General features: G+C 63.8%; 16 protein-coding genes. All 16 read right to left on the bottom strand.

What is annotated here, in order from left to right:
• Nucleotides 1-11: 11 nt before the first annotated feature.
• A complete protein-coding gene (locus VMW12_01060) occupies nucleotides 12-785 on the bottom strand; it encodes an ABC transporter permease (protein HUZ48307.1) in 774 nt (257 codons plus the stop codon).
• Nucleotides 782-1,591, bottom strand: coding sequence for an ABC transporter ATP-binding protein (locus tag VMW12_01065; GenBank protein ID HUZ48308.1), 810 nt, complete (start codon nucleotides 1,589-1,591; stop codon nucleotides 782-784). The genes VMW12_01060 and VMW12_01065 overlap by 4 nt, the downstream gene beginning before the upstream one ends.
• The gene (locus VMW12_01070; protein ID HUZ48309.1) at nucleotides 1,501-2,226 is read right to left on the bottom strand and encodes a metallophosphoesterase family protein; all 726 of its coding nucleotides are present in this window, start codon (nucleotides 2,224-2,226) and stop codon (nucleotides 1,501-1,503) included. The genes VMW12_01065 and VMW12_01070 overlap by 91 nt, the downstream gene beginning before the upstream one ends.
• 6 nt (nucleotides 2,227-2,232) lie before the next feature.
• Nucleotides 2,233-3,066 (bottom strand): hypothetical protein, encoded by an 834-nt coding sequence (locus tag VMW12_01075; protein HUZ48310.1) that lies wholly within the window; start codon nucleotides 3,064-3,066, stop codon nucleotides 2,233-2,235.
• 25 nt (nucleotides 3,067-3,091) lie between these two features.
• A complete protein-coding gene (locus tag VMW12_01080) occupies nucleotides 3,092-5,491 on the bottom strand; it encodes a bifunctional YncE family protein/alkaline phosphatase family protein (GenBank protein HUZ48311.1) in 2,400 nt (799 codons plus the stop codon).
• Nucleotides 5,492-5,561: 70 nt separating this feature from the next.
• A complete protein-coding gene (locus tag VMW12_01085; protein ID HUZ48312.1) occupies nucleotides 5,562-7,043 on the bottom strand; it encodes a PLP-dependent aminotransferase family protein in 1,482 nt (493 codons plus the stop codon).
• Complete coding sequence (locus tag VMW12_01090) at nucleotides 7,012-7,704, bottom strand: response regulator transcription factor (GenBank protein ID HUZ48313.1); 693 nt, start codon at nucleotides 7,702-7,704, stop codon at nucleotides 7,012-7,014. The genes VMW12_01085 and VMW12_01090 overlap by 32 nt, the downstream gene beginning before the upstream one ends.
• Before the next feature lie 18 nt (nucleotides 7,705-7,722).
• Nucleotides 7,723-9,165, bottom strand: a complete 1,443-nt coding sequence (locus tag VMW12_01095) for an NAD-dependent malic enzyme (GenBank protein ID HUZ48314.1) — start codon at nucleotides 9,163-9,165, stop codon at nucleotides 7,723-7,725.
• Between the two features lie 21 nt (nucleotides 9,166-9,186).
• Nucleotides 9,187-10,515, bottom strand: coding sequence for a TldD/PmbA family protein (locus VMW12_01100; GenBank protein HUZ48315.1), 1,329 nt, complete (start codon nucleotides 10,513-10,515; stop codon nucleotides 9,187-9,189).
• Entirely contained in the window at nucleotides 10,508-11,914 is a 1,407-nt protein-coding gene (locus VMW12_01105) for a metallopeptidase TldD-related protein (protein ID HUZ48316.1), read from the bottom strand. The genes VMW12_01100 and VMW12_01105 overlap by 8 nt, the downstream gene beginning before the upstream one ends.
• Before the next feature lie 18 nt (nucleotides 11,915-11,932).
• Nucleotides 11,933-13,369, bottom strand: a complete 1,437-nt coding sequence (gene dacB, locus VMW12_01110; GenBank protein ID HUZ48317.1) for a D-alanyl-D-alanine carboxypeptidase/D-alanyl-D-alanine-endopeptidase — start codon at nucleotides 13,367-13,369, stop codon at nucleotides 11,933-11,935.
• Between the two features lie 52 nt (nucleotides 13,370-13,421).
• Nucleotides 13,422-15,986: a M1 family aminopeptidase gene (locus VMW12_01115; protein HUZ48318.1), complete on the bottom strand. Its 2,565-nt coding sequence runs from the start codon at nucleotides 15,984-15,986 to the stop codon at nucleotides 13,422-13,424.
• Nucleotides 15,983-16,741, bottom strand: a complete 759-nt coding sequence (locus tag VMW12_01120) for an SDR family oxidoreductase (GenBank protein HUZ48319.1) — start codon at nucleotides 16,739-16,741, stop codon at nucleotides 15,983-15,985. The genes VMW12_01115 and VMW12_01120 overlap by 4 nt, the downstream gene beginning before the upstream one ends.
• Nucleotides 16,738-17,367: a DsbA family oxidoreductase gene (locus VMW12_01125; GenBank protein ID HUZ48320.1), complete on the bottom strand. Its 630-nt coding sequence runs from the start codon at nucleotides 17,365-17,367 to the stop codon at nucleotides 16,738-16,740. The genes VMW12_01120 and VMW12_01125 overlap by 4 nt, the downstream gene beginning before the upstream one ends.
• Before the next feature lie 52 nt (nucleotides 17,368-17,419).
• The gene (locus tag VMW12_01130; protein ID HUZ48321.1) at nucleotides 17,420-18,466 is read right to left on the bottom strand and encodes a copper amine oxidase N-terminal domain-containing protein; all 1,047 of its coding nucleotides are present in this window, start codon (nucleotides 18,464-18,466) and stop codon (nucleotides 17,420-17,422) included.
• Nucleotides 18,467-18,506: 40 nt separating this feature from the next.
• The coding region (locus VMW12_01135) for an efflux RND transporter permease subunit (GenBank protein HUZ48322.1) at nucleotides 18,507-20,291 on the bottom strand (1,785 nt) is incomplete at its 5' end.

Here is a 20,291-nt window from a genome sequence, read left to right on the forward strand (position 1 = left end):
CGTGAACGTCCTTACGTGCGAAGTTTGTAGCCGGACGAGACCATCCGTAGCGCGATGGCGAGCGCGACGACGGCGAGAACCCCGATCATCGCGGTCGAGAACCACGGGGCGAGATAGCTCTGGCCGGTATAGCTGTACCGGAATGCGTCGATGGTGTAGAAAATCGGATTGAAGAGTTCGAGATTGCGCAGCGACTGCGGCAGCATCGTAGCCGCGGTAAAGACGCCGCCGACGAACGTAAGCGGCGTGATGATAAAGGTCGTGAGCACGGCGAGGTGATCGAATTTCTCGGCCATCAAACCGAAGATCAAGCCCATCGTCGAGAACAGGATCGAAACCAGCACGAGCACCGCGAAATAGAGCGGCCAATCGCGCGGCAGGGTGTGGACGAGCACCGCGCCCAGGATGGTAATGAGCCCGGCGATCAAGAGCGAGCGCGCGAGACTCCCCAGAACGTAGCCGAAGACGATTTCCGTAGCGGACATCGGCGCGATGAGCATCTCCTGAATCGAGTTCATGAAGCGCCCTTGGAAGATCGAACTCGAGCACTCCCCATACGACGAATCGATCGTCTGCAGCATGATGAGCCCCGGTATCAAAAATTGCGCGTAACTCACGCCTTGCACGCTTTGGATGCGGCTGCCCAGCGCCAACCCGAAGACGAAAACGTAGAGCAGCGTCGTGATGATCGGCGGCCAGATCACCTGATTGATGATCTTGATGCTGCGGATCATCTCGCGCTTGATCAGCGTCCACAGGGCGACGTAATTAAACGAGTCGGTCATGCTCTGGTCAGTTCCAGGAAGACGTCCTGCAGGCTCGAGCCGCGGGCGATGAGCTCCGCGGTGGGTTGCTGCGCGACGATTTTTCCGGCGCGGACGATGGCGATCGTCTTACAGAGCGCCTCGGCCTCTTCGAGATAATGCGTGGTGAGAAAAATGGTCAGCCCATCGTCGTTGAGTTCGCGCAACAGGCTCCACAACTCGATGCGCAATTCGACGTCGACGCCGGCCGTAGGTTCGTCGAGAATCACCAACTTCGGGCGATGGATCAGCGCTCGCGCCAGCGTCAATCGCCGTTTCATGCCTCCCGAAAGCTTGGTGTACTCTTGCTTGGCCTTCGATGCGAGGCCGAAGCGTTCGAGCAGCATGTCGGCGCGTTCGGTCACCTCGCGCCCGCGCAAGCCGTAGTACCCGGCTTGAAAAATCAGCACGTCGCGAATGGAGAGGTAACGATCGAAGTTGTATTCTTGCGGCGCCAACCCGACGAATCGGCGCGCGGCGCGCCAATCGCTCTGCGTGTCGTGCCCGAAGATGCGAATCGAACCGCTCGTCTTGCGAGCCAGGCCGACGATCGCGTTGATCGTGGTGGTTTTCCCGGCACCGTTCGGGCCGAGAAAGCCAAAGAACTCGCCGGATTCAACCCGTAGCGAAATGTCGTCGACGGCGGTAAAATCGCCGTAGCGTTTGACGAGATGTTCGATCTCGATAGCAGGCTTTTCTACGGGATGAATCCTTTCAAGCGTTTGTACCGGTGGCGGCGAAGCGTTGCGATCAACTCCGCGCTTCCAGGAATCCCTGCGTCGACCAATTGAGTTGCAACCTTCTTCACATCGAAGTCCACCCGGCGATGTTTGGCCTCCCAGCCGCCGCTGCGTTCGGTGAAAATCGCATAGCAGGACCGCGCATCACCATCCTTGGGCAGGCCGGCCGAAGCGACGTTCACCAAAAGTTTACCGCGCCACACCCGAACGTACGGCAAGTGCAGGTGGCCGAACGCAATCGCGGTCGCCCGTTCCCGGCCGATCAGCCGTTCGAGCGTCGCGTCGTCGGCGTCGGGCCAGAGTTGCTCCTCGTCGTTGGTCGGGTTCGCATGGCACACGAGCAATTGGTTTTCGTCCTCGCCGATGCGCAAAGCAACCGGCAAATCGCGCATCCATTCCAGCCACTTGTCGCCGACTTCCCGTCGCGTCCAAGCGATCTGCGCGTCCTCTTGCCCCGAGCCGTCGGCATCCCCGGACGCAAGGTAGCGTTCGGTATTGCCCCGCACGCATTTGGCTCCCAACTCTTCCAGGCGCTGCAACACTTTCTTGGGTTTGGGGCCGTCCAGACACAGGTCTCCCGCACCGACGATCGCATCCGCGCCGCCCTGAGTCTGCAAGTCGTTCAGGCAAGCATCGAGCGCGACGAGATTACCGTGAATATCGGAAAGAACTGCTACCCGCACGCTCCGTTAATCTCGCGTCAGGCCTAAAACGAGCATGGACGGCGTGAGGCCGATTTTTTCGAAATCGTAGAGGTCGATGCCCTCGACGACGATGCCCGCCTTACGTAACTTGGAGAGCGCGCTGCGATACCGCACGTCGGCGATCACGTGGCGCTCGCCCAAGCACAGCACCCCGGCGCCGAGATTCTCTCCGCGCTCGAGCACGATGATCGTGAAACCCGCAAACCCGGCCGGATCGACCTGATCGCAGGAAAGAACGATCGTGTCCTTCGCGACGGCGCTGGCCACCGCACGGAGCGACGGCACGCCCGGAGCGAGTGCGACCTCAACCACGCGATAGCCGTGCGCTTTCGCAACGGCGCCGAAGCCGCTTCGCCCCAAGGCATTGCCGCGAGGGCCCACCCCGACGAAGGCCGTGTTGCCCGCGAGCAGCACGTCGCCCCCATCCAACAATCCGGGCGCGGCGATATGTCCCGCAAGCGGTACGTCGATGCGTGCAAAGGCCGCTTCCATCCGGTCGGCCTCGCCGCGGCGGGCCATCGCGGTGGGACGCATGAGGACGGCTCCGTCTTCGAATGCGACCGCCGCATCGGCTACGGCGACTTCGTACGGGTCTTCCCCGCCCGGCTCCAAGACGATCGTCTCGACGCCGAAGTACGACAACGTTTTGCGAAGGATCTCGTGCTGTTCCAGCGTTCGCTGATAGATCGCTCCCGGTTCCCCGGGCATCGTCTTGGCACGCTCGATGCTCGCCGAGGGCCGCATCAGCACGGCCGAGCGAAGCTTACCAGTGGGCGTACCGATCAGTCGTGGTCCAAAAGCGATTGCGTCTGTCTTCATAGCTCTCTTTAGGTTTCAGGCGAATCTACGGCAGCGCCTGGTAGGGCGCCGGATATGGGACATCACCAAAAAAATCGGCCATGTCCGTGGCTAGGAAGTCATTCAACGCCAGGGGCGGCAAGCCCAGCAGCTCTTCTTCGGTCTTTAGGACACTCACGACCGAAAGGTGGGCACGCCCCACGTAACCCGGCTTCGAGAGCGGCGACACCACCAGCGCGAAGCTGCGCTGGCCGTTGACGTGGTCGGTGGCCCGGCCGGTTCCGTCCGGCACGATGAAGATCGCCGTGGACGACCAGTGCGGCGTATGCGAGAGGAAGTCGACGATCGTGCCCAGCGCGCGATCCGCGTCCGACGCCCCGGCTCGGCCGGGAACGGCCGGGAGCCAGACGTAGGTGAACGTCGGCTGCGTATCGGCCTGCACCAGGCGGCCCATGTCGGCGACGAACTCCTTTGCGCGTTGCACGTCGGAGATCGCGGGGTTGTAGCCGGGATAGTTGAGATCGACATTGCCGTCGAGCGCTGCTAACGCGGGAACGTCGAGGGTGTACAGGCCTCCCAAGCCGCCCGGGCCGGGAGCGTTGCGTGCGTGCTCGGACGAACGCCCATCGTCATAACCCGAGAGTTGCACGGCTTCGCCGTAATCGCGAAAGGTGATACCGGCGCGCGCGAGCGCGTTAAACGTGTATCCGCTGCGCGGGTAGTTGTCGGGGTCTTGCCCGTGAGCGTCGAGCGGCTTGCGTCCGTCGTTGACGCGCAGCGTGCGCTCGGTGTAGAGCGTCGCGGTCCCGCCCAAGGCGAATTGCCGATTGGCGTCGCGATTGGAGTCGTCGGCATAGAAATTGTCGGCTAGCGCATAGTTCAGCGCCAACGCATGCAAGTTCGGCGTGACGCTCTGCGGGTAGACGCTCAGCGCCGGATCGACGTTTCCGTGAGGCGTGCCGTCGGCGTTTTTCAAATCGCCGAACATCGCATCGAACGTCGTGCCGCCGATCGAAATAGTCACCACGCGATCGATCGCATGACTCTTCTCCTGCGAGCGCAGCGGCGGAACGATCGCATTGGGCTTGGCGACCGAAACGGTACGTTGGTACCGCAGGGCGGTAAGCGTCGTCTTCATGAGATTGAGATGACGCAGATCGATGCGCTCGAACGTCCCCCAGCCATCGACGCCTTTCGTGTTGACGACGTAGAGAAAGTGCCCGTCGTTCGAGAGCGCGAGCGCGGTCGGATACCAGCCGGTGGGGATCAGCCCGAGGCGGTGCAGCACGACCGGATTGTGCGCGTCGAGCACGGCGATCGAGTCGAGCCCGGCGAGCGCGACGTAAAGGCGCTTCGCATCCGGCGAAAGCGCGACCGCGCTCGGCTCCGTGCCGTACGGCGCGTTGGGAAAGAGACGCAGGTCTAAGCCGTCCAGCACGTGCGGCGTGCCCGTCAGGCCGAGGATCACGACCCGATCGTCGTTGGAGAGCGCCGCGTACGCGAAGCGGCCGTCTTTACGCAGCGCAATGCTTCCCGGGTGCGCACCGCCGACGACCGTGGTTCCGTCCGGAACGGGGTCGAGCCGAATCGTTCCGTTGCCGTCCGCGGCGCCGAAATCGCCGTTGCCGGCGAGCGAGAGAATCGAGAGCGACGATTGGCGATCCGGGTCGCCGGTGACGTTCTGAAATTGCGGCGCCTCCGCCGGGCGCGCGAGCGGATGGTATCGCTGCAAGCCGCCATTCGTAACGTACGCGCGTGCGTTCGTCGCTACCACGTCGAATGGCGAGTAGCCGACTTCAACGCTGCGAATGACGCGGCGATCGGCGACGTCGATAGCGGTAACGCTATCGCCGAGCGTATCCGCAACGTATGCGGTGCGACCGTCCGGAGAGACGTGAATCGAGCCGGGATAACTCCCCGCCGGTAAAGCAATCGCAGCGGGTTCGGCGGTGAGCCGCCCGCCGGAGAGATCGAAGACGCGGACGCGGTTGTTCGTTCCGTCCGACGCGAGAACGATGGTTCTAGCCGGCGCCTTCGGATCGCGCAATACTGCCACGCCGACGTAGAAATCGTCGCCCGCGCGTTGATAGACGGCGGTCACGCGCATCGTCTTCGTATCCACGACGGCGAGCGAGAACCCGGCGACGATCGGCGAGGCGGAGTCGGGGCTCGTCTGATCGGCGCGCTGATCGTCGTTGGAGACAACGGCGTAACGGCCATCGGGCGAGAGCGCCACGCCCAGCGGGTTGGTCCCGACGAACACCGTCGCTCCGACGGGAGCCGCGATGCGACCGTTGGGAAGCACGGCATCGGTCGGATGGCCCGGCGATGCTCCGGCGGGGCGTTGGCCGGCCGGGGCGGAGTAGACGGTGAGCGGTGCGGTGCGATGCACGGCACCCAGCAAAACGGCGGCCAGTGCTGCCGCCGCGAGGACACGGATATTCACCGCTCTAGGCTACGGACGCCGGGCCGGATGACCCTGCCCGGCAAGCAATCTCCAACGCCCAGATGCGTTATTAGTCGTTCTCGAGCTTGCGTAGGGCACGGCCCAAGCGACCCAGCCCCTCCCCGGCGATCTCCTGCGTTAGATGACCGAACGAAAGCCGCAGGGCCGGCGGGCCGCTCCGGGTGGGGTAAAACGGCTCCGCCGGCATCACGAGCACGCCTTCGCGCGCGCACGCATCGAAGGCCGCCTGGGTTGAGATGCGCGCAGGCAGCGGCAACCACACGTTAACGCCGGCATGCGGCGGCCGCACGTTCGACCACGACAGTTCTCGCGAGAGCGTATCGACGAACGCGTCGCGGCGATTGCGATAGAGCGTCCGCGACGCGCGCAGATGGCGCGCGTAGGCGGGCGAGTTCATAAATCGCCAGAGAGCGCGTTGCGTGAGCGTCGAGGTAAACACATCGGCGCGCACCTTGGCGACTTCCAACGCTTCGGCGATGGCACCCTTGGCGTAGAGATAACCGATTCGCAGGGCCGGAAAGATCGATTTCGAGAGCGACTCCATCACGATGACGCGCCCATCGGTATCGAAGGCTGCGAGCGGATGCGGCGGGCTTGCATCGTAGGTCAGTTGCCACCCCGTCTGGTCTTCAAGCAAAATCACGTCGTAACGCCGCGCCAGCGCGACGATCTGTTTCGCGCGCCGCTGCGAGAGGATCGCTCCGGTGGGATTCTGGGCGATCGGGCTGACGTAGAGCATGCGCGGGCGATACTCCGCAAAAACGCGCTCCACGTCGTCGATGCGTACTCCGTCTTCGTCGCTGCGCACCTCCACGTACGTGACGCCGCGCGCGTCGAAGACGCCCAGCGTACCCGAGTAAGCGGGGCTCTCGCTGGCCAGCACGCTGCGTTCGTCGAGCAATACGTTCGCCACGAGATCGGCAGCCTGTTGCGCCCCCGAACACACGATGATGTCCCGCGCGTCGGCGTCGCATCCGCGCGAGCGTAGCAAACTCGCCAACACCCCGCACAAGTCGGGGTCGCCCGTCGACGAGCGATATTGCATCGCCTCGGGCGGATCGTCGAGGAGCGTGCGTTGAAATGCCCGCCCAAAATCGTGGAGCGGAAACGATTCCGGAGCCGGGTGGCCGGTCGCGAGCGAGATCGCTCCGGGAGCGTTCGCGCGCGTGAGTTGCTCCATCACGCCCTCTAGCCGCTGCGCCCGCGCGAAGCGCCCGATGTCGGGCTCCCAACGCCGCGCGAACGGCATCTGCGGGTCGGGCGGCGGCGCGACGAACGTGCCTTTGCCAACGCGCGAAACGACGCGGCCGCGCGCCGCCAGCAATTCGTAAGCCTGCGATACGGTTACGAGCGCGCATTGCAGGGTTAGCGCGAGATCGCGCATGGCGGGCAGACGCTCGCCCGGAGCGAGTCGCTCCGCTTCGATCGCGCCGACGAGTTGATCGGCGAGTTGGACGTAGAGAGGCCGCGGATCCGCGGGAACGAGCCGAAGATCGAGACTATTTTTTGTCGAGTCGGTAGCCAATGCCACGCACGCTCGCGATTTCGAGCGGTGCATCGATCTCGCCAAGCTTCTTACGCAGAGCCGCAACGTGAACGTCGACGACGCGCGTCGGGACGCCCGACGTATCGTTCCAGACTTGTTCCAGGATCTGCGCGCGCGTCAGCAAACGCCCCTCGGCTTCAGCCAAGAACCACAGCAATCGAAACTCGAGCGCGGTCAGCGACGTGGTCGTATCGTTATTCAGAACCGTGTGAAAATCGCGATCGAGCAACGCGCCGCCGAGTTGCAGCGTGTTCGGTTTCTCTTTTTTGACCGAGAATTTTTCGCGACGGCGCAGAAATGAAGCGATGCGCGCGACCACTTCGTTGCCGGAGAACGGCTTGGTGATGTAATCGTCCGCTCCCAGGCCCAAGCCCAGCAAAATGTCCTGTTCTCGGGAGTGGCCGCTGACCATCAAGATAAACGCGTTGTTCGAATTCGAGAGCGACGTGCAGACGTCTAAGCCCGAGATGTCGGGCAGGCCGACATCCAAGATGACCACATCCGGCTTCATCGAATCCGCCAGTTCCAAGCCCTCGGCACCGCTGGCGGTGACGCGCACTTCGTAACCGGCGCGTTCGAGCACCGTCTGCTCCAAACGAGCAACGTCCTCATCGTCCTCGATGACCAAAATCCGGGCTAGTGCCACAGCGCCCCTCCGTAGGTGCTAGACGTTCGCCTCAACGTCTTCTTCGTTCATTACCATCGACCGTCGGGCTACGCCTTCATCGATCGCGGTATCGGCGACGGCTTTGGCCACGATATCCACGACCCGCGGGTCGAAAACGCTGGGGATGATGTACTCGGCGCTGCGCTCCTCATCGGTCACCATCGAGGCGATCGCATAGGCCGCCGCGAGCTTCATCCGCTCGGTAATCCGGCTGGCCCGCACGTCGAGCGCCCCGCGAAAGATCCCCGGGAAGGAGAGCAAATTGTTGACCTGATTGGGGAAATCCGAGCGTCCCGTCGCAACGACGGCGGCAACCGGAGCCGCCGCATCGGGCATGATTTCGGGGGTGGGGTTGGCCATCGCGAAGACGATCGGGTCGCGAGCCATGGTCGCGATATGCTCGGGCTGCAGAATGCCGGGGGCCGAAACCCCGATGAACACATCGGCTCCGGGGAGTACGTCGGCTAGGCTGCCGTGGCGGTTTTCCCGATTACAATGTTCGGCGAGCCAGCGCCAGTGCGAGTTGTCGTACCGGTCGTCGCGATTAAGGGCCCCCGCTCGATCGACCGGGATCACGTCGCGAACGCCGGCCTCGAGGAGCATTTTAATCGTTGCGGTGCCCGCGGCCCCGCTACCCGAGACGACCACTTGGAGATCGCGTAATTCCTTGCCGACGACGCGAGCGGCGTTGATGAGGGCCGCGAGAATGACTACCGCGGTGCCGTGCTGATCGTCGTGCATCACCGGGATGTCGAGCCGCTCGATGAGCTTCTGCTCGACTTCAAAGCAACGCGGTGCGGAGATATCTTCCAGATTGATGCCGCCGAAGACCGGCGCTATGCGCACCACGGTCTCGACGATCTCATCAACGTCGGTCGTATCCAAGCAAATCGGGAATGCATCGATACCGGCAAACTGCTTGAACAGCATTGCCTTGCCTTCCATCACCGGTAGCGCACCCAGCGGGCCGATGTTCCCCAAGCCGAGTACGGCCGTGCCGTCGGAGACGACGGCGACGGTATTCCGCTTGATCGTTAATGCGAACGCCTTGGCCGGATCGGCCGCAATGGCCATTGAAACGCGCGCCACGCCCGGGGTATAGACGATCGAAAGATCCTGGCGCGTCTTGACCGGAATCTTCGGCTCTATGCGTATCTTGCCGCCAAGATGGGCGAGAAAGGTCGAATCGGAGATCGAGATGATACGAAAACCCTCGAGTCCTTCAACCGCGCGCCGCACCTGCGCCGCGATTCCGTCGGAGCTCACGCTGACCGTCACGTCACGGACGACTCGCGTACGCGTGACCGATCGCATATCGACCGCGGATATCAAACCGCCGGCATCGCCGATCGCGTTGGCGAGCAATCCGAACGAACCGTTCTCGTTCGGCATCTCGACGCGCATGATGAGCGTAAAACTGATCGAAACTTGCGGCATCATTCCCCCTAGGTTTCCGCTCGACTATCTTCCGCTGACGGTCATCTCCGCGACACGAAAGGACGGTGCGACCACCGATCCGTCGAATCGCAGGTCGTTCGCGACCGCGTCGATTCCGGCAAGCATCGCGTCGAATTGGCCGGCAATCGTAAATTCGTCGATTGGATATGCGAGTTCACCGCGCTCGATGTAGAATCCGCGTGCGCCTCGGCTGTAGTTTCCGGAAGCGTGCTCGGTTGCAAAGCCGATCGTATCGAGAATCAGGACTCCACGCTCGGTCCCGGCCACGAGCTCGTCCAGCGATCGCGTCCCGGCCTCCAGATAGAACGAGTTTGCCCCGATGCCGCCGCCGGTCGAGTTCCCGGTCGTCTGCCCCCCGAGCTTGCGCGCGTAGTAGGAGTCGAACAGGAACGTCCGCAGTACCCCCCGCTCAAAGACGGGCGTGCGGCGCGTGGCCACTCCTTCACCGTCGAAGGGCGAGCTGCCGAGCTTTCCGGGCATGCGGCCATCGTCCACGATGGTAACTAGGTCGCTGCCGATTCGCTCGCCGACCCGGTCGGCCGCCCAGGAATTTCCGGTGGCTACGTTCGCGGCGGAGATCGCTTGGAAGAGATCGTCCAGGACGGCCGCGGCGACGTCCCGCTCGAAAATGACCGGCAACCGCATGGTCGGCGGCTTGCGCGCCCCGAACATCTCCGTCGCGCGCCGCGCGGCGACCCGGGCCACCCGTTCGACGTCCTCGAGCTCCGCGAGGTAGCGCGCGCCGGTGCCGTAGTGCGCGGTACGCTTGAGCGGGCCGTCTTGAGCGACCGGGCCGCTCGACCGGCTCGCTCGCGTCGATCGATACGAGGCCTGAAAACCGGCGGAATTAGCGAGCGCAAGGGTCGATATCCCATCGCCGTAGTGCGACCCGCTCGAGTTTTGTATGCGTGGATCTTCGCGAATCCACCGCTCGAGCGCCAGGGCATCCTCAACCTTCGCGGCGTCTTCGCGCTGCGCGATCGCCGCATCGTAGAGCGCCAAATCGGGGAGATCGGTCGCGCACGCATCCGGAAGCCCGGAGAACGGATCGGGCGCGATCACGCCGGCCTGATCGACCGCGCGCCGCAACGCCGCGCGCATGGATTCCGGGGAGAAGTCCGACGTCACGAGCGTCGCGTTTCGCGACCCGGTGAAGACGCGCACGTGAAGGCTCTTGCCCGTCGACCCCTCGAGCTTGGCCACGTTTTCGCCGCGCGCCTCGACGTGGAGCCGGCGAACGCTCGAGACGGTCGCTTCGGCCTGCTCGGCGCCGAGCGAGATCGCCAATGCGACGGCGCTCGTCGCATGTTCCAGCGCCTGCGCTTCATCCATGCTGGGTCCCTCCCACGGTGATGGATGCGATCTTCACGGTCGGCATGCCGACGCCGACCGGGACGTACTGGCCGCCCTTACCGCACGTATAGTGCCGTCGCGCCAACCGGCTGTCGTTCCCGACGGCGACGACTTTGGTCATCGCATCCGGACCGTTGCCGACGATGGTGGCGTTCTTCACCGGCGCCGTCAACTTGCCGTTCTCGATCAAATACCCTTCGGCGATCATAAAGACAAAGTCGCCCTTGCTGATCTCGACCTGTCCGCCGGCAAACGATTTCGCGTAGATCCCGCGTTGCGTCGATCCGAGGATCTCATCGAGCGTGGAAGATCCGTTGGGCATGTAGGTATTGCACATGCGAGGCTGCGGAAGAAAACGGAACGATTGTCGCCGTCCGCTTCCGGTCGGCGCGACGCCCATCAGCTTCGCGTTATGACGATCCTGCATGTAGCCGCGCAGGATCCCGTCCTCAACCAGCACCTTGTGCGCTCCCGCGATGCCTTCGTCATCGACGCTCACGCTGCCGCGCTCGTCTTGCAAATTCCCGTCATCGTAAATCGTCACCAATTCGCTCGCCACGCGTTCGCCGACCCGGCCGCTGTAGAGTGAGGTGCCTTGACGGTTAAAATCGCTCTCGAGCCCGTGGCCGACGGCTTCATGAAGCAAGACGCCGCCGCCGCCCGCGCCGACGACCATCGCCATCTCTCCGGCCGGCGCCGGAACCGCATCCACGTTGATCGCCGCGATGCGCGCGGCTTCCGACGCAAGCTCTTCGGGCGTGACGCTTTCAAAATACGCAAGCGACGTACGACCGCCGTCGGCCGCGTACCCCGAGCCGCGCTCCTCATGCGCGCTGGCGATCGCCTGGATGCCCAACGTTACCATGGGACGATGATCGGTTGCGAGCCGCCCATCGCTCGAGGCGATCCATACGTCTTGCAACTCGTCGACAACGTGCGCGTTCACCGCCACGATGCGCGGATCGTAAGCGCGCGCGGCGATGTCGGCTCGCGAGAGCAAGTCCGCGTAGCGTTCCGAGGGTGCGTGCTCGCGGCGCGAGCGGTCGTAGATCGCCGGTACTTGGACGCCGGTGAGATCGATGCGCCGTTCGCTTCCGTTCGGCGAAGAACGCGCGACGAGCGAGGCGGCATCGGCCGCCCGCAACAGCGCCTCGATCGAGAGATCGTCGGAGTACGCGTAGCCCGCCGTCTCACCGACGATGACGCGAATCCCGACCCCTTGCGTGATCGAATACGAACCGTCGTGGAGTTTTCCGTCTTGGAGCCGATAGGCGACCGTATGCCGCCGTTCGCAGAAAACGTCCGCATACGCGCCGCCGGAGCGCAGCGCTCGTGAAATGAGGCGTTCGAGGATATCGCGGTCGAGCATCGGCTCCATGGAACTTTCCTAACCGTTCTAAAACGTCGAGATGCGATCGACGGCACGTACGATCGCCGAATCCGGGTCGCCCGGCGACCCGTTGATGAGGAACGCGAAGATCACGCGCCCGTGGTGGCGCGTATTGACGTAGCCGGCCAACGACGATACGCCCGTGATATGGCCGGTCTTGGCTCGGACGCGGCCGAGGGCACTGGTGAAGTCGTAATCGGTGAGGGTCCCGTCGCGTCCCCCTTCCGGTAGCAGATCGTACAACGAGTGCAACGGCCCGCGGGATTCATCATAGGCAAGCACCGAGGCGATGGTCAGTGCGGAGACGCGATTGACGCGAGCGAGCCCGCTTCCGTCGACGACGTGAAGCCCCGGGGTCGGGATCGCGTGCCGGCGGAGGAACCGCCACTCCGTCGCGATGCCGCCGCGATCGTCGCCCGCGCTCCCGTCCTGCAATCCGACCGTGCGCAGCAACTGCTCCGCGTAGTGATTATCGGAGACATAGAGCATATGTCGTTCGAGCGTTCGCAGATCCGCAGATCGGTGGTCCCAGAGCACTTGGCTTTCCAGCGGCGCGCGTTCCACGACCGGTTGTTTCGCGGTCGCGATCCCGCGGTCGAGCAACATGCGTTGCACGACCGCTCCGACGTACCGCGGAATGCCATGCACCGGAAGCCAGAATTTCTCTTCCACCGCGGCCGGAATGGTACCGTCGAGCCGAAAGTGATTCGCCGCCAGATCGGCCGCGATGATCACATCGTCGCTGGAGTTGCTCGTAGCAACCTCGCCACGCAGATGGATGGCGCCGCTCGCGGGCACGACGACCACTCGCGCCGCTTGGCCGGGCGCCTGCCCGTAAACCCGAAATTCGGCGGTATCTTCATCGAGCGAGATCGCGCTGGTCGGCGCGTCGTAATCCTCGTTGGCATCCGCGCTATCCCAGTAAGGATTGATTTCCGGCCCATGCAGCGCGCTCGCATCGATGGCAAGATCGCCGCCGATCCGTCGCAAGCCGGCGCGTTGCAGTGCGGCAACCCCGGCGGCGAGATCGTTACTGCGCAGCGATGGGTCTCCCGAGCCCGCGATCCAAAGATTGCCCGCCAACGTACCGTCCGATGCGATCGGGCCCAGCGCGGAGGCGATCGTATGAAAGTGGTACGATGGCCCCAGCAGATCGAGCGCTACCGACGCGACGATCAGCTTCTGCACCGACGCGGGAGTAGCCGCGGTGGTGTCGTGATCTTCGAAGATGGCATGGCCGCGGGCATCGAAGACCGCGAGGCTCCACCGATCGGCTCCGGCGAGCGCCGGGGCGAACGCCGCGTGCAATTGGGAGCGAAGACGCGCTCGTTCGCCCGCCGTCCAAGACGCGGGGGTGGGCGTTGCGCGCGCGATCGCCGCAGGCGTCGCGACGGGACTCCGTTGCGCTGCGGGCTTCGCGGGTTGGTGCGTCCGGCGCAGCACGAAGAACGCCGCGATCGCGACGACGAGCCCGAGCAGAGCGATGAGGCGGCGCCTACGACCGCGGCGAGAGCGCTTCGATCTTATCCTGGATCTTGCGTTGTTCTTCACGTACCGTATCGAGTTCGTCTCGCAACGAACTCACCTGAGCTGGGACCTTTTTGCTTTCGCGAATGCGCGCGGCCGCTTCGGTGGCGTCTCGGCGGACGCGTCCGTCGAACGCGCTATCGGCGAGCCGATCGAGCGCCGGTAACAAGCGCGCGTCCTCCAGCGTCTCCGCGGCGCCGATAGCCGCTAGTTGCACCAAGAACATCTCGTCATCGATGAGGCGCGCCAACGCGTCGACGCACGCCGTGCGCTCGGATTCAACCAGCGACGCATGACGTCCGATCGCCGATGCGGCGGCGCGGCGCAAACCTTCATCTCTCCCGAGCTTGGAGGCATCGATCAACGGCGAAGTCGCGCGCGGATCGGCGAGCTCGGCGAGGCCGCGGGCCGCTCCGGCTTCGACGACCGCATTCCACGTTCGTTCGGCCAAAGCGCGCTCGAGGATCGCAAACGCACGGTCGTCGCGCGTCTTTCCAAGCGCCGTCAGCGAGGCGGCCCGCACGAAGTACGATGCATCCGAACTCGCCGGAGCGAGCAATGCCGATGCGACGGCCCGTTCGCGATACGCGCCCAGAGCCGCAGCCACGGCAACGCGCACTTTGGGGTGGGCGTGCGTCAACGCTCCAAGTAACAACTCCATCCCCCAGGTGCTTTTGGTTGCGCCGATCGCCGCCGCCGCTTCCGCGAGTACGCCCCAAAACGGATCGCGGGCGAAGGCGTCGCTCAATCCTTGACGCGCGGCATGCGAACCGTCTTTGGCCAAGGCCCGCGCCGCGCGAATTCGCGCGATCGGATCCGGATCGCCGCGCAGCGACGCCGCCGCGCTATCCGCCGCGCCGGTGTAGGTGATGCTGCCCAAAAGGAACGCCCCCGGATCGAAGCGCACGAGTTGCGGTTCGTTCTCCAGCGGAACGGTTACGGTTTCATGCGCGCGCTCGACGCGTACGCGTATCCGTCGCTCTCCCGGCAGCGGTGCGTGGCCGCGGTCGCTCGTAAGGGGGTCGGGAGCGCTCGCACATATACCGATTTCTACATCGAAAGTATACGCCGGATGCTCCGCGTCGATGTGTTGCTTTTGGTCGATCGTGAGCGTGAGGCTCTTGCGCTTCGAATCCCACGCCGTCTGCATCTCGATCTCCGGATGTCCGGAGCTAAAGACCCACCGGTCGAAAAACTCGCGCATGTTGCGGCCGGTGGTCTCTTCGATCGCGCGGATGAAATCGATCGTTTCGACGTTGCGGCCGGCGTTCTGTTTAACGTAGTGCCGGATCGAACGCCAAAAACGTGCGTCGCCCAATTCCCCGCGGAGCATATGCAAGACCGCGGCACCTTTTTCATAGAGGTGCCGGTCAAAGAGTTCGATCGGGTCGCGGAAGCGATTGCAGACGATCGGCCGCCGGTAGCGCGTGGCGTCTTCGTCGATGTATCGCGCGACGCATCCGAATACGTCGTACAGGTATTCGTCATAACCCAGATCCGCTTCGCGCCACACGCACTCGAAATAGGTGGCGAAGCCTTCGTTGAGCCACGCCTGCGACCAGTCGCGACAGGTGAGTAAATCGCCGAACCACTGATGGGCCAGCTCGTGCGAAACCAACGGATCGCTCGAAAAATCCAAGTGTGCCGTCTGGTCGTGGAGCGTCCGATCGGTCTGCGTGGTGGCCGACGTATTCTCCATGCCGCCGAAGATGAAATCGCCAACGGCGATCTGCGAATACCGCGCGAACGGGTACGGCGTGCCGATCCGTTCTTCGAACGCGTCGATCATGCGCGGAGTATTGCCGAAAGCACGTTCGCCATCGGCCTCGCGCCCCGGCAGCACGTAGTACCACACCGGGACCGCCCGCTCGCCTGCCGCCCGCTGCTCGATCTCGACGAAAGGTCCAACCACCAGCGTGATGAGGTACGTGCTATGCGGTACGTCCTGCCGGTAGGTAAACGTCGTCGTCCGCTCGGCATCCTTGCGCTCGAGGAGCGCGCCGTTGCCCAGCGCAAACGTGCCTTTCGGGACGACGATCGTCGTCGAGGTCGACTGCTTGGCGTGCGGGTAATCCAAACACGGAAACCAATAGCGCGCGTTCTGATCCTGGCTCTGCGTCCACGCGTGTGCGACCTTCTCCGGGTACGCTTCCGACGGCGCGATAAAAAACAATCCGTGGCGCGGATCGTTCGCGCGATACGTTACCGCAAAGGCCGCTTCCTCACCGGGAGCGATGGCGGGCTCGAAGCTGATCTGCAACGAGCCGTCTCGACGCACGAATTGCAACGGTGCTCCGTCGCGCCGGACCGATTCGATCTCGAGATCGATCGCATCGAGCGTAAGCGCGCCGACCGGTTCGTCGAGCGCGCGCACCGTCGTCGTGCAGATCCCATCGAGCCGGCGTTCCGGCAAGCGCGGTTCGAGAAAGAGATCGATGTGGAGGACGTCTACGAGCTTGTCGGGCCCATACTGCAAGCGGGCCCCCGGCAGCGCAAAGGAGCGGTGCCCATCGGATTCATCGCGGTATTTCATTGGTCCGACGCGTTTCGCTCGGCGGCCCCCTTCAACCCCCCGGTAACGCCGATCACGGCACCGGTGATGAAATCGCGATCGGCGTCGACCAGGAAGCGCACGGTATCGGCGACGTCTTGGTAGCTTCCCGGCCGTCCGCGAGGGGTGCCGGCAATCAATTCTCGCGCTCGAGCGCGATCGATGCTCTTTTGACGAATGTCGCCCGGCTCGATGACGTTGACGGTGATACCGTAGCCCGCTTCTTCGAGCGCCAAGGAGCGCGCGAACGCTACCACCGCGCTCTTTGCGGCTTGATGTAACGAGAAGCCGCGGAACGGAACCGTTTGGCTTGCGCCGTTCATGCCGAAGAATACGACGCGCCCGAATCGGCGCTCGCGCATCGAAGGCAGGAGCGCGTGCGCGCACAACACCGCGCTGCGAACGTTGCCGTCGAACATTTCATGGTACTCCGCCATCGTCGTCCGTTCGAACGGCCGCACGACGAGCGGGCCTACCGCATGGACGAGCGTGTCGAAGGGGCCGCTCTCGCGCACCAAGGTGTCGAGCGTGGAGGCGATCGTTCGCTCGTCGTCGAGAAAATCGACGCGCGTTGCCGTCGCATCCGCCCCGGCCGCGCGAATCGCGGCCAGCGTTTGGTCCGGGGGCGTCGTTCGGTACGTGATCGCAACCAGTTCGAATCCCGCAGCCACAAGCTCCGGGGCGATACCCGCGGCCAAGCCCGACGCGGCGCCCGTAACCAAAGCCCGCCGGCTCACGGCCGGTCGCCCGGCATGGCCTGCATCTGCCGAAGTATTCGTACGAAACTCTGCTCGTCGACCGCGCCCGGCACCATAAACTCGCCGTTAAAGAGAAACGACGGTACCCCGGTAATACCGATCTCGATCGCCTGCATGAGTTCTCGCCGCACGTCGTCGACGCCGGCGTCGCCGTCGAGATACGCAGCAATCTGCTCGCGATCGATGCCGATGCTTGCGGCGCGATCCGCCAACACGTTGCGATCGCTCACATCGAGCCCCTCGGCAAAGTACGCATGGTAGAGCGAGCGTTCGAGCTCGGAGCCCTTCCCGAGCCGCTGCGCGTATGCGATCGCGCGATGCGCATCGAAGGTATTTGCCGTAATCGCCCGCTCGAGATCGAAATCGAGGCCGTCGGCACGCGCCGTCGAGGTGACGCGTTCGACGATCGCCTCGGCTTCATCGCCGAATTTGCGCCGGTAGCGGTCGATCGCGGGGACTCCCGGGATAGGGGCTTCGGGGTCGAGTTGGTATGGATGGATGCGCAACGCAACGTCCACGCCCGCCTGCGCCAGCGCACGCTCGAAACGCGAAACGCCGATGTAGCACCACGGGCACGCGACATCGGTCCAAAGATCGACTTGCATGCAGCGGCGCTTCGGGAGCGCTCAACGCGTTCCCCCGAAGCGCCCGGAAGCGCTACGTGCTGTAGTTGAAGGAACGCTCGATCGAGGCGCCACCCGGTGCGGTCGATTGAATGAGCACGCGGACGCTCCCGCCGTTGACCGCATTGATCGAGATGTTGGCGCGAAAGACACCGTTACCGTCCGCCGTCGTATCGGTCTGGAACGTGCCCGTTCCAACTTGGAGGAGGCCTCCCATGGCCGAGGCTTGACCCGTGGCCACGATGTGGACCTGCGATCCCGGCAGGGTCCGCCCGGTTAGGGCGAAGCTCGACGGTACGACGCCGCCGGCCTGCGGCTGCAACGCGCGAATGTAGTTTTGGGAAGTTGCCGCGCCACTGTTGAATGCCCAACCGGTGGCAAAGCTTGCCCCGGCTTGCGTCGTTCCGGTCACGCGCACGTGGTGCGTGCCGCTTGAAAGCGCGAAGGGCGGCGTCACGTCAAACCCGTTCGGATTCGCATAGACGTTCGCCGTTACGTCGCGACCGTCGATCGCCACGCGCAGGGTATTGCGGTTGACCGGTTCGCTAAACGCGGCATGGATAGCCGGGTAGGCCGTTTGAACGTTGCCCGTCGGACGCTTCGCCGTAAGCGCGAATGACAGGTTGTTTTGCGCCGGAGCCGCTCCGCCGGACCCGTTGCCCGATCCATTGATGGTGACGGTCGAACTCGCTTGGTCCCAGCTGACGGCCGCGCCGAGCGCCTGCGCGACGAACCGCAACGGAACCAGCGTTCTCGCTCCGACTTCGAACGGTGCCACGTCGAGATACTGCGTTTGCCCGTTCACCGTCGCCTGCGTCGATCCGATATGCAGCGAGATCGAGCGTCCGTTTCCGGTTGCATTGATCAGGCCGTTCGAATACACCACGGTCGCACCGAGCCGCTCGAACACGCCGCGGAGCGGTACGAATACGCGGCCGGCCTGCTCGATCGGCGGCTGGTCGAACTGCATCTGCGAGCCGTTCACGACGACGGTGACCGGATTTGCCAGCGCGATCGCCGGCTGGGCGAGGAGCGCGGCTGCGGTGGCCACGCCCAGGAAGCGTACAATCTTGCTCTTCATCGGCTGGTCTATACCCAGCAAAACCTCAGGCTAAAAGCATCTACACCGTGGAGGCTGGAATCGGTCCCAATTCCTCACGTAGAGCTCGCCGATCGGCGCGTCGCTCGAACGACCCCATCCAACTATTATAAATCATCGGCACGAGGAAGAGCGTTAAAACGAGCGAGCTGATTAAACCGCCGATGATCACGGTGCCGATCGCCTGCCTCCATTCGCCGCCTTCGGCGAATCCCAATGCAAGCGGAAGCATACCGAAAATCATCGCCGCGGTCGTCATGACGATCGGGCGAAAACGCGTCGTGGCGGCTTGCAAGACCGCGTCGCGCACGCGCATACCGCGTTTTACGAGCGTATTGGAGTAATCGACTAACAGGATGCCGTTCTTGGCAACCAATCCGAAGAGCATGACGATACCGAGCATCGAGATGATGTTCAACGATTGGCCCTGCTGCGGCTGTAGCCGTCCCATCAGCGCCAGGAAGATCAACGCCCCGATGATCGCGAGCGGGACCGAGAACATCACGATCAACGGCTCGAAGAACGAGCCGTAGAGGATGACCATCAGCATGTAGACCAGCGTGAACGAGAGTGCCAGCGCCAGAAGCATGTTGGACATCGTCTCTTCCATGAATTTCGAATTGCCTTGCGCGGTGAGGCCGACTCCCTGCGGTAAGAATCCGGGCTGCCGCAGCCTGCGCTCGAGCGGGCTCGTGACCGCGCCCAGCGAGTATCCGGGCAGCACGTCGCCCAGCACGTTGACGACGCGTTGCCGATTCAAACGCTCGATTTTCGTCGGTGCGAGCGTCCACGTGAACGTGGCGACATCCGAAAGCGGTACCAGCGTACCGTCGGCCGCCCGGACTCGCACGTTCTCGAGCTGCGAGACCTCGCTACGATCGGCCCGCGGATACTGAACGCGTACGTCGATGAGCCCGTTGGGAGTGCGCACCTTGGTGGCAACCGCGCCGTCGACCGCAATACGAGCGACGTTCGCCGCATCGGACGGGGAGACGCCGAGCAATTCGGCCTTGCCCGCATTCACGTCGACGTTCAAACGCGGCGCCGCGACCTCGGCCGACGTTTGCACGTTCACCGAGCCGGGAGTATCGCGCAAGAACTGCGCGACCTTTTCGGCGGCTGGTCCAATTTCGTTCTCGGGGCCGGTAAGCGCGTAGAAGATCGCGGAGCCGTTGCCGCTGTCGCCGGCGACCTGGAGCACGCCGCCCGGAACCAGATAGGCAAGCTTGCGAATCTTCCCGGCCGTCGTGTTGGTATCGCCGCGCCGATTGTCTTGCATCGTCGCGTTGAGGGTGGCGTAGTTGCCGCCGATCGAGCTACCGTGCCCGGAAGGCTTGCGCCCGACCGTCGAGCTCACAGACTTGATGCCGTCGAGCTTCATCACCGCGTCCTCGAGCTGCACGACGTATTTGTCGGTCGTCGCAATCGGCGTCCCCGGCGGATAGGTGACCGTCATGTCGATTGCGCCGTTCTGTTCGGCGGGAAGGAAATCGAAATTCACCGGACCGAGCGCCACCATCGAGACGCCCAGGACCAGCGGGATGACGATCGTCGCGATGGTGATGCCGCGATGCGTTCCGAGCGTTGCGAACCCTGTGGAACGCTTGGAGCGGCGCAAAAAGCGCGCGATACCGTAGCAAACGAACAATCCTAGGAGGACCGCGCCATCGACCACCATCGTGGCCTTCCCAGCTCCGGCAACCAAGGAGATCGCATTCGCGAACAGCAGGACGCAAACGAACACGACGAAGGTTCCGTGCTCCAATCCGAACGGCAAGAGCACCGAGCGATAATAGTTGAGAAACCG

Source organism: Candidatus Dormiibacterota bacterium (genome assembly GCA_035532835.1).
Lineage (GTDB): Bacteria > Vulcanimicrobiota > Vulcanimicrobiia > Vulcanimicrobiales > Vulcanimicrobiaceae > DAHUXY01.